Source organism: Mucilaginibacter sp. PPCGB 2223 (assembly GCF_001705515.1).
GTDB lineage: Bacteria > Bacteroidota > Bacteroidia > Sphingobacteriales > Sphingobacteriaceae > Mucilaginibacter.
Genome location: NZ_MDJS01000001.1, coordinates 2,371,134 through 2,384,821 on the forward strand (window position 1 = coordinate 2,371,134; position 13,688 = coordinate 2,384,821).

Here is a 13,688-nt window from a genome sequence, read left to right on the forward strand (position 1 = left end):
GATAATTCTTTTTTCCTTAGTTCAAATACAATCCACCATTAATATCTATACAGCTGCCATTGATGTATTCTACCTCCATCAGCAGTTGTATGGTTTTAAAAATATCCTCCGGGTTACCCAATGCTTTATTGGGGATACGGGTTTTGATCTCTTCGAGCATTTTTTCGGGCACTTCGCGGATGATACCGATATTGAAATAGCCCAGATTAAGCGTATTACAGCTGATATGTTTGCTGGCATTCTCCTGTACAATGGTCTTCATCAGCCCCCACAGGCCGGCTTTGGTTGCGGCGTAAGCCGATGAGCCAACCACGCCTGTTTGCGCCACTACCGACGATACGAAAACGATTTTACCATACTCTTCCTTACGCATAAAAGGCAGCAGCAGCTTGCATAAAAAGAAGGTCGATGTCAGGTTAACCTGTATCAGGTTCAGCCATTGCTCCTCCGGAAACTTATGAGTTACCGCGTTATGGTTAATACCCGCACAGTTAATGAATTTAATGTGATGCAACTCATCGGCCCTGCTGTTGATCACCGCTTCGATCTCGCTGAAGTTCGACAGGTCGACCTTCCACCACTCTACGTTAGGATGTTTCAGATCGGGCAGAGTGCTGTTGTACAGCGCGATGATCTTTTCGTCGGTTGTAGCCAGCAATCTTTCGAGTATATAATGGCCAATGCCTTTTGATGCTCCGGTGATTAAATACATCTTATTTGGTGTGTTTTATGGATAAAATTGATGCGCCGTAAGTAAAGCCCGCGCCAACACCGGCAACGATGATCTTCATACCCGGTTTGATGCGCTCATCGGCGAAAGCTTCAGACAAAGCGATAGGTACCGAACCCGAATTGGTATTACCGATATGCTCGATATTGATGATAAATTTTTCGATCGGTTGCCCCAGTTCTTCGGCCAGTTTCTCAAGCATACGCTTGTTGGCCTGGTGCGGAACAATGTAGTCGATATCATCAAAAGTAACTTTATTTTTCTCCATCACCTCTGTGATTACCTCTTTAAACAGCGCCACACCACCGCTGAATATCCCGCGCGAGGTGAATTTCATAAACTGATCGCAGCGCACCAGGGTATCGGGCGTAATGGGATTTTTGCTGCCGCCGTCGAGCGCGCTAACGCTCATCAGGTCGGTGCTGTTTAGCTTGCAGATGGTATCGATGATCTCGTTATGTTCGTCATCCACATATTCCAGCAGCACAACACCCGCGCCATCGCCAAAAATAAGCGAGGTTTTTTTATCCATCGGGTCGATGATGCTGGTCATCTTATCGGCAGCGCACAGCAACACATTTTTATGCTGGCGCGAGTTGAGCACCGCGGTAGCTATCTGCAAACCGTATAAAAAACCACTGCAGGCTGCCATGGCATCAAAGCCCCAGGCGTTTACCGTGCCTAATTTGTGATGCACAACAGCCGCTGTCGACGGGCAGAGGAAATCGGCCGTCATGGTCGCTACGATGATGCATTCTACATCGGCTGGCTTCATGCCCGCTTTTTCGAGGCAGATATTCGCTGCGTTAACAATCATATCCGAGGTAGCGCCATCGTGATAGATGCGCCTGGCCATGATGCCGGTTTTTTCGGCGATCCAATCGCTTTCAATGCCCAGCCGCTCAGCCAGCATATCGTTGGTCAGCTTGGTATCGGGCACAAAATGGCTCAAACTTTTGATGGCTATTCCCATATTCGTTTAAATTAATTAAGTATTTCGGCAGGGCGGCTTTTGCTTTTAATCAGAAAATCCGACCGGCGTATATAGTGGTTCAAGGGTTCTTCAATATTTTTAAATAACAGTATCGATATTGCATTCAGCAGTATAAAAACAAGCACCAGGTTCACCTGGTCGCTCTGAAATGGCGATATCCAGTCAACACCCCATCTATCGTACAGGCCGAATATCCATTCGTTCAGGCTGTTCAACCCGCCGTGCAGCAAGTTGTACATAAAACCCAGGTGTATCAGGTAAAATATATAACTGCTTTTGCCCAGCAACTCGACAAACGGATTGGCCAATACTTTTTTCAGCACACTGGTTTCGGTAAGCAAACCGTAAAAGAACAAGGTGATGGCCGCAGCCAGCAGGTAATTATTGGTGATAATACCCAGCGGATTTTGCTGCCCGAAAGTATCGCCGGGCAGAACCGGGGTTACCGACATGAGCCAGATACAAAAGAATATCAAAAAAAAACCGATATAGGTAAACGGTACCCGATTGGCCCTGTTAAAACCATTCTTTTTAACAAACAATGCCAGCATAATACCGGCAAAGAACTCAAAACAACGCCCCAGGAAGGTATTCAGCATCATAAAAGTAAAGTTGCCGAAGAAGCCATACCAGTTCACATTCCGGAAGATCAGTACCAAAATAAAGCCAAAGCCGGTGATCAAAACGGGTTGCAGGTAGAACCTGCCCCATTTTTTGGCGGCGAAGAACATCAAAGGCGCTGAGAAGTAAAAGCACTCTTCAACCGTAAGCGACCAGCCCTGGGCTATCCCACTAAATTTATAATCGTTAAAAAAGCCACGTACAAAGCTGATATTCATTAAAAAGATGCCTACCGGGTGCTCAGAGCCGCCGTTAACTTCCTGATCGTGGGTAAAATAGGCTACTACAAAGGCGCATATGGTGAGCAGGAAATACATCGGGTAAATGCGCGCCACGCGGTTTTTGAGATATTGCTTGAACCAGTCTTTATCTAAAGAAAAATTATCAAAATATCTGAAAGCGATCAAAAACCCCGATAAAACAAAGAAAATTGTAACCCCGATGTGGAACTCGCGGAAAAAACGTTGCACACTTTGAGGAATACTTTCCCCAAACACATAATAAAAATGTGAAACAAATACCAGGTAGGCAGCCAATGCCCGTACGCCTGTTAGCGCTGGTATATAATTCGGCAGCGTTTTTTTTGACAAAACCTATAATTTTTCGGGTACGATGATCAATTATTTCAGGCATACAGTTGCAAAGCCGATACCAAAAGGGTTTTTAATTCCCTCCCATTGGGAGGGGTGCGGCAGCTTGTGTATTGGCAGGGAGGGGCATTTTGATAGCGCTTGCATGAATCCCTTCCTACACCTTCCCCAGGGAAGGAATCGCACAAGCCATCGCTCCTTTTACAACAACGCCGAACCTTGCACTACGCCACGCTGGCGGATAGTCTCATCGATAAAATGCTGGATCTCCGATTTTTTGAGCTGCCAGTTTGGGGCGATCAATAGCTCACGGTCAGACAGGCCAAATAAACGCTGGATAACGATATCCGGGCGCACGCGGGGAAGCAGTTCACATAAAAAGTCGGCATACTCGGGCAGGCTGAACAGTTTGAACGGTTCGCGCTTATACTTTACGCCCATAATGGAACCTTCGACAATATGCAGGTGATGAAACTTAACAAATTTGATCTGCTCAAAGCGGTTGATCTCGTCGGCGTAAGCCAGCATCATTTCCTTGCTCTCCCAGGGGAAGCCGAAGATGGTATGCACGCAAACGTCCAGCTTTGAGTTTTTAAGGAGCTCTAAAGCGCTGATCAGTTCGCCATGGGTACAGCCGCGGTTGATCTGGCCCAGGGTTTCGTCGTAGATTGACTCCATGCCCATCTCCAAGTCGACATCAAAACGGTCGGTATAACTTTCGAGCAGCGCTATCTTTTCGGCATCGATACAATCGGGGCGTGTACCAACCGACAGGCCGACGATATTTTCGGGGTCGATGCTCAGCGCCTCGTCGTACAGCATCTTAAGGTAATGCACCGGCGCATAAGTATTGGTATTGGGCTGAAAGTAAATGATAAACTTATCGGCCTTGTTACCTGTGCGGGCGCGCTCCATACCTTTGATCACCTGCTCGCGCAGGTTAGGCGTTTCGCGCGATACGGATGGCGTGAACGAATCGACATTGCAATAGGTGCAACCACCGAAACCCTTTGAGCCATCGCGGTTGGGGCAGGTAAAGCCGCCATCCACAATTACTTTAAACACGCGCTGGCCATTGTATTTTTTGCGCAGCCAGGCGCCATAGTTATTGTAGTTCTTAAATCCCTCGGCTACAGCCGTTACCTCGTTTTGCATTGGCGCAAAGATACGGAATGATTTGTGGATTTTGGCTTTTGACTATTGTATCAAGTCATATTCCACAACTAAAGCAGAAGCCGGTAATCTTAAAAGTTTACTGAATTTACGTATCATAGTTAATGACAAGGGTTGCTTATAATTCAAAACTTTACTAACTGTACCCTTATCACCGTAAACGGCTGCAAGATCTGCAGCTTTATAACCAAAATCTTCCATACGGATCTTGATCATTTCTACCGGGTCAACCTCAGGTAAATCCCAAAGTTTATTTTCATACTCAGCTATAAGATGCACCAGCAGGAGCTTTTCTTTATGCTCTTCTCCTGCTGTTGCATACTTTATAACCTCATATCTTGCAAGTGCATCATCATACTCTTGTTCGGTTTCAATTAAAAACCATTGTGGGTTTTCTTTCATAACTGTTTAATTTTTTTTCCCAATCAAACAGAACTTGCATCAATTCTATCGTATTCAGCATGGGTACCTATAAACCGAATATCAACGATTGCGTCTTCATAATCTACCTCTATTATAAGGCGATATTTATTACCAACGATTTTGAAACGAGCCCTTTTACTCGGGATAAGTTTTGCTTTTGGAAAATCGGCTAAAATATCTGTGCCCTGTTTCCAATTTGCTTCCTGTACAACTTTTCTCCAGGTTGTAATACTATTAATCGCGTCGGCGTGCTTCTTCGCAAAATCCTGCAATTTCTTTTGGTGAATGATTTCCATCCTTTTTAATGTTTTTGTTTAACATTTTCAACCTCCTTTTTGCGTTTGTTTTTACTTTCTTAATTCTCTCTGTATTTCACTTCGCTATAATAATGTCCCTTTTCTATCCGAGGGTTGAAACAAAGGTAAATAAAAGTTGGCAAATTAACAACTTTTACTAATTTAACTATAGTGTAATTTTTTATAAACACCGTTTACAAAAGGCAACATGCCAAAAATGTTAGTTCTAATTATTAAATTCGCAATAAACAGATTATCAACATCATAAAAATTGAAGATTCTTTAATTTATGTAACAGATCACGACTGGCACAATTTTCACTATGGTTAAAGTAATTAACAGATTATTTAATATTAAATTAAAAAGTCATGGCAACTACAAAAAATTCGACCGGAAACTCGAGCAACAGTTCAAAAGGGAATTTTGCTAATATGGACGATAAAAAACTGAAAGAAACCGCCTCAAAAGGCGGCAAGGCATCGCGCAGCAACAACAGCAGCAGCGATAAGAGCCACAGATAATTTAATTGACGGTTTACAGCAGTGATTGCTGGATTTTTGAATAGAATCAAGAATTAAGAGTCAAGATTCAAGATACTGTCCTGATCTTACCTCTTAGTTCTTGATTTTTTTATACCCCGAATTTTCGTGTCATAATTGTTGCTTCCTGCCTCTTGCTTCTCGCTTCAAAGTATTTTGGTTAATTTTGCATTACCAACCAATTACACCGCATGGATACTGCTACAGTATATATACCGCAAAATAAAATTCGCTTTGTTACGGCTACTTCTTTATTCGACGGGCACGATGCAACCATCAATATTATGCGCCGCATTTTGCAGTCGAGCGGCGCCGAGGTGATCCATCTGGGGCATAACCGTTCGGTCGACGAGGTGGTGAACTGCGCCATACAGGAAGACGTGCAGGGCATTGCCTTAACCTCGTACCAGGGCGGGCACCTGGAGTATTTTAAGTATATGTACGATCTGCTCAGGGAGCGCGGCGCAGGGCATATCAAAATATTCGGCGGCGGCGGCGGTGTTATCCTGCCGGATGAGATCAAGGAGCTGATGGATTACGGCATCGCCCGTATCTACTCGCCCGATGACGGCCGTAAAATGGGCCTGCAAGGCATGATCAACGATATGCTGCAGCAGTGCGACCGTGCTACTGTGGTAAAGTTAAACGGTGAGTTAAGGCATCTCCCTGAAAAAGATCCAAAAGCAATAGCCCACCTGATCACTTATGCCGAGAATGGTCTTCAGCCGGCATTGCAGGTCTCCCCTCCGGGGGGAGATTCAGAACGGGCTGCTATTCCTGTTCTGGGTATTACCGGTACCGGCGGCGCGGGCAAATCGTCGCTGGTAGATGAACTGGTGCGCCGTTACCTGATGGAGACGGACAAAACGCTGGCTATCATCTCGGTCGACCCATCTAAACGTAAAACGGGCGGCGCTTTGCTGGGCGATCGTATCCGCATGAACTCGATCAACAGCCCGCGGGTGTATATGCGATCGCTGGCAACGCGCCAGGCTAACCTGGCGCTATCCAAATACGTGCAGGAATCTATAGATATCTGCAAGGCCGCCGGTTACGACCTGATCATTGTCGAAACTTCGGGCATTGGCCAATCGGATACCATGATCACTGATTACTGCGACCTTTCACTTTATGTGATGACACCAGAGTTCGGCGCGGCCACACAACTGGAAAAGATCGATATGCTCGATTTTGCCGATATCGTGGTGCTCAACAAATTCGATAAACGCGGCGCCCTGGATGCTTTGCGCGATGTAAAAAAACAATACCGCCGCAACCACCAGTTGTTTGATGCTAAAGATGCGGACCTGCCCGTATTCGGCACCATGGCTTCGCAGTTTAACGACCCGGGCATGAACGCGCTGTTTGTGGCGCTCATCAAAACCATCAAAGCCAAAACCGGCGTCGACTTTAACACCCGTCACCTGGTAACCGAAGAGGCTGAAAAATCTTACATTATCCCCCCCGACCGTACCCGTTATCTCGCAGAAATTGCCGAAGCCAGCCAGGCTTATAACGAGTGGGTGAACCAGCAATGCAAAATTGCGCAGCAAATGTTCCAGGTCAAGGGAGTGATGGAACTAACAGCCCCTCCCAAACCCTCCCCGGAAGGGAGGGCTTCAAAAAAAGTCTCCCCTACCGGGGGAGATTTAGAGGGGGCTTTGAACGATATCTATCAGCATCTGGAAGAGAGTCTCGATGGCGAATGCCGTCGTTTACTACGCGAATGGCCCGAAACTGTAGAGAAATACAAGGCAGAGCATTTTATATTTAAGGTGCGCGATAAAGAGATCAAACAGGAACTGTACTATACTTCGCTGTCGCAATTAAAAGTACCAAAGATAAGCCTGCCGAAATACGAGGCCTGGGGTGATGTTTTGCGCTGGCTGCTCACCGAAAATGTGCCCGGTGAGTTCCCGTATGCGGCAGGCGTGTTCCCGCTGAAGCGCGAGGGTGAAGACCCTACCCGCATGTTTGCCGGCGAGGGCGGCCCCGAACGTACCAACAAGCGTTTCCATTACGTATCGTTAGGCCAGCCTGCACACAGGCTTTCAACAGCGTTCGATTCGGTTACCCTTTACGGGGAAGACCCGCACGTTCGCCCGGATATTTATGGTAAGATCGGTAACTCGGGCGTAAGCATTGCCACCCTCGATGACGCCAAAAAGCTGTATTCGGGTTTTGATCTTTGTCATGCCGCTACTTCGGTATCCATGACCATTAACGGACCAGCGCCGATGCTGCTTGGCTTTTTTATGAATACGGCCGTCGATCAGCAATGCGAGAAATATATCCGCGAAAACAAGCTGGAACATTTGGTTGAAGCTAAATTCAAAGAACTTTACGACGACAGGAAACTCGCCCGGCCAACATATCACTCCAACGGTTTACCCGAAGGCAACAACGGCTTAGGCTTATTACTTTTAGGCCTTACCGGCGATCAGGTTCTGCCTGCTGATGTTTACCAAAAGATTCGCGCCTATGCCATCTCAACCGTTCGCGGCACAGTTCAGGCCGATATATTAAAAGAAGACCAGGCGCAAAATACCTGCATCTTCTCCACCGAGTTTGCTTTGCGCATGATGGGCGATATCCAGCAATATTTCATCAGCGAAAAGGTGCGTAATTTTTATTCGGTATCCATCTCCGGCTATCACATTGCTGAAGCGGGTGCAAACCCGATCACCCAGCTGGCTTTCACGCTTTCAAATGGTTTCACTTACGTGGAATATTACCTGAGCCGCGGCATGCATATCGACGATTTTGCCCCTAACCTGTCGTTCTTCTTCAGCAACGGTATCGACCCGGAATATTCAGTCATCGGCCGTGTTGCGCGCCGTATCTGGGCCAAGGCCATCAAAAACAAATACAAGGGTAACGATCGTTCGCAAAAGCTCAAATACCATATCCAAACCAGCGGCCGCTCACTGCACGCACAGGAGATCGACTTTAACGATATCCGCACCACGTTACAGGCGCTTTACGCGATATACGATAACTGTAACTCGCTGCATACCAATGCTTACGACGAAGCCATCACCACGCCTACCGAAGAATCGGTACGCCGGGCCATGGCGATACAGCTCATCATCAACCGCGAATTGGGCCTTGCTAAAAACGAAAACCCGATACAGGGCTCCTTTATCATCGAAGAGCTGACCGACCTTGTCGAGCAGGCCGTGCTCACCGAGTTTAAACGCATTAACGACCGGGGCGGTGTGCTCGGCGCTATGGAAACCATGTATCAGCGCGGCAAGATCCAGGAAGAATCGCTGTACTACGAAACCCTGAAACATACCGGCGAATACCCGATCGTTGGCGTAAATACTTTCCTTAATAAAAACGGTTCGCCGACCATTATACCTGCGGAAGTGATCCGGGCAACCGAAGATGAGAAGCAATACCAGATCAGCGCACTACAAGCATTTCAACAACGTAACGAAGGCCACTCGGCCAAGCTGCTTAAACAATTACAACACGCAGCCGTAGCCGGCGAGAACATTTTTGAGCAACTGATGGAAGTTTGCAAGTATTGTTCGCTGGGGCAGATATCACACGCGCTTTACGAGGTTGGCGGGCAGTACAGGCGGAATATGTAGTTTTAGTACAAAGTAGTTAGTACATAGTATTTAGACTTCGAATAGCAAGAGTCTTGATACTTGATACTTGATACTAACTACTTGATACTAACTACTTGATACTCTTATAACCATCAATGTCCGCCACTGCTTACGTCATCATTATTAATACCGCGCTGGTTCTTTTTCAACTGGCTGTCGAGTTTGCCGAATTTGTATTGAAAGCTGATGGCTATCGCCCTCGATAGGATATTGTTGTAATTGCTTTGTACAAAATTTGGCCCGCTGCTAAAAAAGTCAAGCCTTTTGTATTTTTCGAAAGGGTTGTTCACGTATATCGATATCGTGGCTTTCTTTTTCAGGATATCCTTGGTAGCGCTTACCGAATAGCCGAACCAATCGTTATCCACGCCCTGCAGCAACACGTAACGGCTATCGTAACCAATGTTCATCCCCATATTAAAAGTATCGCCAAATTTATAGCTGGTATAGGTAAATACATGCCCCTGGTTACCACGGTTATCGTAAAACTGACCGTTGTAAACGCCCGACAGCCACACGTGCACCAGTTCGGCGTTGATGTTGATATTGAGTTTTTTGGTGATCGGGTAATTGCCGTTCAGATCGAAACCCAGGCGCTTGTTGGTGCCCACATTCTGATAAGTTGAAGTGGTTACCGAATCGGCCGGGTTAAAATTGGTAACGTTTTGTATGGTATTGTTGGCAAAGGCATAGTTGGTAGCTATGGTGATATTGCCATGTGCAAAGTTGCTGTAACTTAATTCGATCGAGTGGTTATTAACCGGCTGCAGGTCGGGGTTGCCCACGTTCACGTACTTGGGGTTCGATTTATCGATATAGGGGTTCAGTTGCCAGATACCCGGGCGGTTGATACGCTGGGTAAAACCAAGAGTAAGGCTGCTGGTTTTGGTTAGCGTGCGCTGCATGGATACCGAAGGCACGAGGTTATTATAGCTGCGATCGAGCGTCGTTCCGGCCGACGATACAAAGTTGGCATCGATTACGGTATGCTCAATGCGCAGGCCGCCTTTAAATACCCAGTTGGTGAGCTTGGCCTGGTACGAGTTGTATACGCCGTACACATCCTGGCGGTAATCGAGGTTATTGGTCTGCTTCGGGTCGATCACGTACTCACTGTTGGCCGTGCTTTGCTGCAGGTTTTCAAAATCGCTGTAGCTGTTACGTAAAATGGCCTTGGCGCCTGCCTCAATACTCCAAACCTTAAAAGGCTGCACATAATCAAGCTGGAAGGTTTGATCTTTCGATCCCGATTTATCATGCTGCTTAAAATTATTCAGGCTTATGCCGGGGCTAAAAACCTGCGAGTATATGGCGTCGTTGTCCTGGCTGTTTGATGACGGGCTGTATTTGTACGAAAGCGTGAGCAACTGATCTTTATTATGCTTAAAGCCTAACTGGTAGTTCAGGCCAAAATCGTACCCGCTGTATACCGAAGCGTTATTACTGCCCAGGTGATACGACTGTATGAGCGCGTTGCTGCCGTTATACTCGGTCGAGAACAGGTCGTTACTGTTATTATTGGTACCATTGTAATGGCTGAAAGATGCCGTTAAAAGGTTAAGCGTATCTATTTCATAGCTCAGTTCGCCGCTGCCGTACACGTTATCGCCATCGCGGGTATTGGTCAGCGCCTGCGTTTGGTTGAGGGTTGGCACCAGTACATCATTGGTATTACCCTGTGTTGTAGCGTTTTTGTTCTGCCGGTTATAGCCAACATATCCGCCGAAACCGATCTTACCTTCTTTTACGGTAAAATTAAGATTGGTACCGGGCCCCCAAACGTTATTGTAACGTACGCTTATGTTACCGTTATAACCGTTATCGGCATTCTTTTTAGTGATGATGTTGATGATACCCGCCAGGCCCTCGGCATCGTACTTTGCAGGAGGCGTGGTGATCACTTCTATCTTTTGGATGTTGCTTGCCGGCATGGCCTTAAATACATCCGAAGGGTTTTTGGCGATGAGCGACGATTCCTTACCATTGATCAATATCTTATAGTCGCCGCTGCCCTTCAGTTTGATGTTATCCGAAGCGTCGACCGATATCATCGGTACCTTGCGCAGCATATCCAAAACGGTCATCGCTTTATTCTCGGGGTCGGCCTGTACATCGTAGCCAATGCGGTCAACCTCCTGTTTGATGATCGGCTTGGCTTCATTGATGGATACTTCGTTCAATTGCTTGCCGGCCATCGAAAGCAAGATCTTCCCCAGATCTGTTTTATCGCCGACGGTAACGGTTTTATTTTTATAGCCAATAAAGGCTAAGATGATTTTATAAGTTTTATCGCCTGTGCCTTTTATTTCAAAGCTGCCGTTATCGTTAGTTAAAGTACTTTTTAATTGTGCGTTGGTAGCTGCGTCGACCAAAGTAACTGTTACAAAGCCAAGCGGCTGGTTTTTCACCGAATCAATAACAGTGCCGGTTACGTTTTTGGTTTGGGGCGATTGTGCCATGACATGCAGGCCGGCAATAACGGCCAGCATGAGTAGTAAGGTTTTTTTCATAAAATAAGCAGGTTCAATGCTTAGTGTGGTTATGCCCAATAATAGGTTATTATCGTAATTTATTGAGCGTGTTTAACATTATTTAACTGTTGAAATAGTTTAAGCTCCCTTTGGGATGAGAATACCTTTAAGACGTTCGAAAAAATCAAACGTTACAACATTTATTATCTTTTTTAAGATCATAGTGCAAAATCGTCCATGTGTTGGCTACCATCATCCATTTTACCGGATTTTATAGCACTGCACCTTTGTAACGTCAATAACGACGAGCAATTTTCAATTAAAAAAGATGACAACATTCACAGTTCCCACCCGCAACGAAGTAGCACCAACCAACCAGGCAATTTTTGATAACCTGCAAAAAGCCTTAGGCTTTGTTCCCAATCTTTATGCAACAATCGCCTATTCGGATAACGCCCTGGCTAAATACCTGGCCTACCAAAATGCCAAAACAAGTTTATCCAACAGAGAAAAAGAAGCCGTAAACCTCATTGTGAGCCAGGTAAACGGCTGCATTTACTGCCAAAGCGCACATACAGTTTTAGGTAAGATGAACGGCTTTACCGACGAGCAGGTGATCGACATCCGCAAAGGCAAAAGCAGCGATGCCCGGTTAAATGCACTGTTGCAACTGGCGGCCGATATCACCAAAAACCGCGGCAGGGCAAGCGCCGAAAATGTCGATGCGTTTTTTACGATAGGGTATACCAAAGAAAACCTTGTCGACCTGGTCTTGCAAATCAGCGATAAGATAGCTATGAACTACCTGCACAACCTTACCCAAATACCTGTCGATTTCCCGGTAGCACCGGCCATATAATTTAAAAGCCATAATAAGCCAGCCTTTTTACCGGGTTAGCTTATTTTCATAATTTAGATCATCAAAAATGAATACCGAAGAACAACGACACCCGCTCCCGCCTTTTACGCTCGAAACCGCCTTGCAAAAAGTGCAATTGGCCGAAGACGCCTGGAACAGTAAAGACCCCGCCCGGGTTTCAAAAGCTTATACCGTTGATAGCCAATGGCGTAACCGCACACAATTTATTAATGGGCGCAACGAGATCATCGCTTTTTTAACCGAAAAGTGGCAGAAAGAGCGACATTATAAACTCAAAAAAGAGCTATGGGGCTTTCGCGAAAACCGCATGGCAGTATTGTTTAAATACGAATACCAGGACGAAAACGGGCAATGGTGGCGGGCCTATGGCAACGAAAATTGGGAATTTGATACCAACGGTTTAATGACCAAACGCTTTGCCAGCATTAACGACCTGGCCATTGAAGAACACGAGCGCGAGTTAAAATGACCGGAGCAAACACATTTACACTGATCGATCCGCATAATGGCAACCTTGCTTTTAAGCTTTTTGCCTTTGCGGATAATAGCCACTTCGATCATATCCAGCGCCTCAACTATTATTCGCTTATCTGGATAAAGCAAGGAGCAGGTAAAGTAAAAGCCGATTTTTCGGAGTATTACTTTGCTCCGGGAACTCTTTTTGGCTTTACCCCTTATCAGCCCTTTATGTTCGCTACCGATGAGCCGGTGCAAGGGACCGTGTTAAATTTTCACCCTGACTTTTTTTGCATTCATAAACATCAGCCCGAAGTGGCCTGCAACGGAGTGCTGTTCAACAATATTTACCAGCCGCCGTTTGTATGGGTTAACGAACAGTCGAAAAATACTTTTGACTTACTGTTAGGCCAGATGCAAACCGAGATACAGAATGCCGCCCTGGCACAGCACGAACTGCTGCTCTCGTATCTTAAAATATTTCTGATCACGGCTTCGCGTTTAAAAACGGATCAGCACAATGATACTCAAGGCAGCGCTAACATGGCAAAAGAGCCTTTCATCTTACAAAACTTAAAAAACTATATTGAGCAGCATTACAAAACCCACCACTCGCCAGGCGATTATGCCGAACTGCTGAACATAACGCCCAGGGCGCTGGCCAGGATCACCAAAACACATTTTAACAAAACCTTGTCCGATCTGATAGCCGAACGCATCATTATCGAAGCTAAACGCGAGTTGTACCTGAGCAACAAATCGGTTAAGGAAATTGCTTACGAACTGGGCTACGAAGACGAACATTACTTCAGCCGTTTTTTTAAAAATAATGCCGATATATCGCCACAGTTGTACCGCGATACCGTAGGTTTTGCACGTGCGAATACATAAATTA

12 protein-coding genes are annotated in these 13,688 nt (G+C 46.0%); 5 read left to right on the top strand and 7 right to left on the bottom strand.

Annotated elements, in window-relative coordinates; genetic code table 11:
* Positions 1-16: 16 nt before the first annotated feature.
* From BEL04_RS10325 to BEL04_RS10350, 6 genes are all read right to left on the bottom strand, one after another.
* Positions 17-712 (bottom strand): SDR family NAD(P)-dependent oxidoreductase, encoded by a 696-nt coding sequence (locus BEL04_RS10325; RefSeq protein ID WP_066003006.1) that lies wholly within the window; start codon positions 710-712, stop codon positions 17-19.
* A 1-nt stretch (position 713) separates the two neighbouring features.
* The gene (locus BEL04_RS10330; protein WP_066003010.1) at positions 714-1,703 is read right to left on the bottom strand and encodes a 3-oxoacyl-ACP synthase III family protein; all 990 of its coding nucleotides are present in this window, start codon (positions 1,701-1,703) and stop codon (positions 714-716) included.
* 11 nt (positions 1,704-1,714) lie between these two features.
* A complete protein-coding gene (locus BEL04_RS10335) occupies positions 1,715-2,935 on the bottom strand; it encodes an acyltransferase (protein ID WP_066003012.1) in 1,221 nt (406 codons plus the stop codon).
* A gap of 201 nt (positions 2,936-3,136) precedes the next feature.
* Positions 3,137-4,090, bottom strand: coding sequence for a TIGR01212 family radical SAM protein (locus tag BEL04_RS10340; RefSeq protein ID WP_066003014.1), 954 nt, complete (start codon positions 4,088-4,090; stop codon positions 3,137-3,139).
* 42 nt (positions 4,091-4,132) lie between these two features.
* Positions 4,133-4,510, bottom strand: coding sequence for a type II toxin-antitoxin system HigA family antitoxin (locus BEL04_RS10345; protein ID WP_066003020.1), 378 nt, complete (start codon positions 4,508-4,510; stop codon positions 4,133-4,135).
* A gap of 23 nt (positions 4,511-4,533) precedes the next feature.
* On the bottom strand, positions 4,534-4,827 hold the full coding sequence (locus tag BEL04_RS10350) for a type II toxin-antitoxin system HigB family toxin (RefSeq protein ID WP_066003028.1): 294 nt from the start codon (positions 4,825-4,827) through the stop codon (positions 4,534-4,536).
* A gap of 368 nt (positions 4,828-5,195) precedes the next feature.
* On the opposite strand from BEL04_RS10350, the gene BEL04_RS24265 reads away from it, so the two are divergent.
* Entirely contained in the window at positions 5,196-5,348 is a 153-nt protein-coding gene (locus BEL04_RS24265) for a KGG domain-containing protein (RefSeq protein WP_175404044.1), read from the top strand.
* A 209-nt stretch (positions 5,349-5,557) separates the two neighbouring features.
* Positions 5,558-8,965, top strand: a complete 3,408-nt coding sequence (locus BEL04_RS10355; RefSeq protein ID WP_066003034.1) for a methylmalonyl-CoA mutase family protein — start codon at positions 5,558-5,560, stop codon at positions 8,963-8,965.
* A 113-nt stretch (positions 8,966-9,078) separates the two neighbouring features.
* On the opposite strand, the gene BEL04_RS10360 is transcribed toward BEL04_RS10355, so the two are convergent.
* On the bottom strand, positions 9,079-11,496 hold the full coding sequence (locus BEL04_RS10360; protein ID WP_066003624.1) for an outer membrane beta-barrel family protein: 2,418 nt from the start codon (positions 11,494-11,496) through the stop codon (positions 9,079-9,081).
* Between the two features lie 289 nt (positions 11,497-11,785).
* Here BEL04_RS10360 and BEL04_RS10365 point away from each other — a divergent pair, with 289 nt between their 5' ends.
* The 3 genes from BEL04_RS10365 to BEL04_RS10375 all read left to right on the top strand — a co-directional run bounded on the left by BEL04_RS10365 (position 11,786) and on the right by BEL04_RS10375 (position 13,684).
* Positions 11,786-12,316, top strand: a complete 531-nt coding sequence (locus BEL04_RS10365; RefSeq protein ID WP_066003035.1) for a carboxymuconolactone decarboxylase family protein — start codon at positions 11,786-11,788, stop codon at positions 12,314-12,316.
* Positions 12,317-12,383: 67 nt separating this feature from the next.
* Complete coding sequence (locus tag BEL04_RS10370) at positions 12,384-12,806, top strand: nuclear transport factor 2 family protein (protein WP_066003037.1); 423 nt, start codon at positions 12,384-12,386, stop codon at positions 12,804-12,806.
* Complete coding sequence (locus BEL04_RS10375) at positions 12,803-13,684, top strand: helix-turn-helix domain-containing protein (protein ID WP_066003042.1); 882 nt, start codon at positions 12,803-12,805, stop codon at positions 13,682-13,684. The genes BEL04_RS10370 and BEL04_RS10375 overlap by 4 nt, the downstream gene beginning before the upstream one ends.
* The last annotated feature ends 4 nt before the right edge of the window (positions 13,685-13,688 follow it).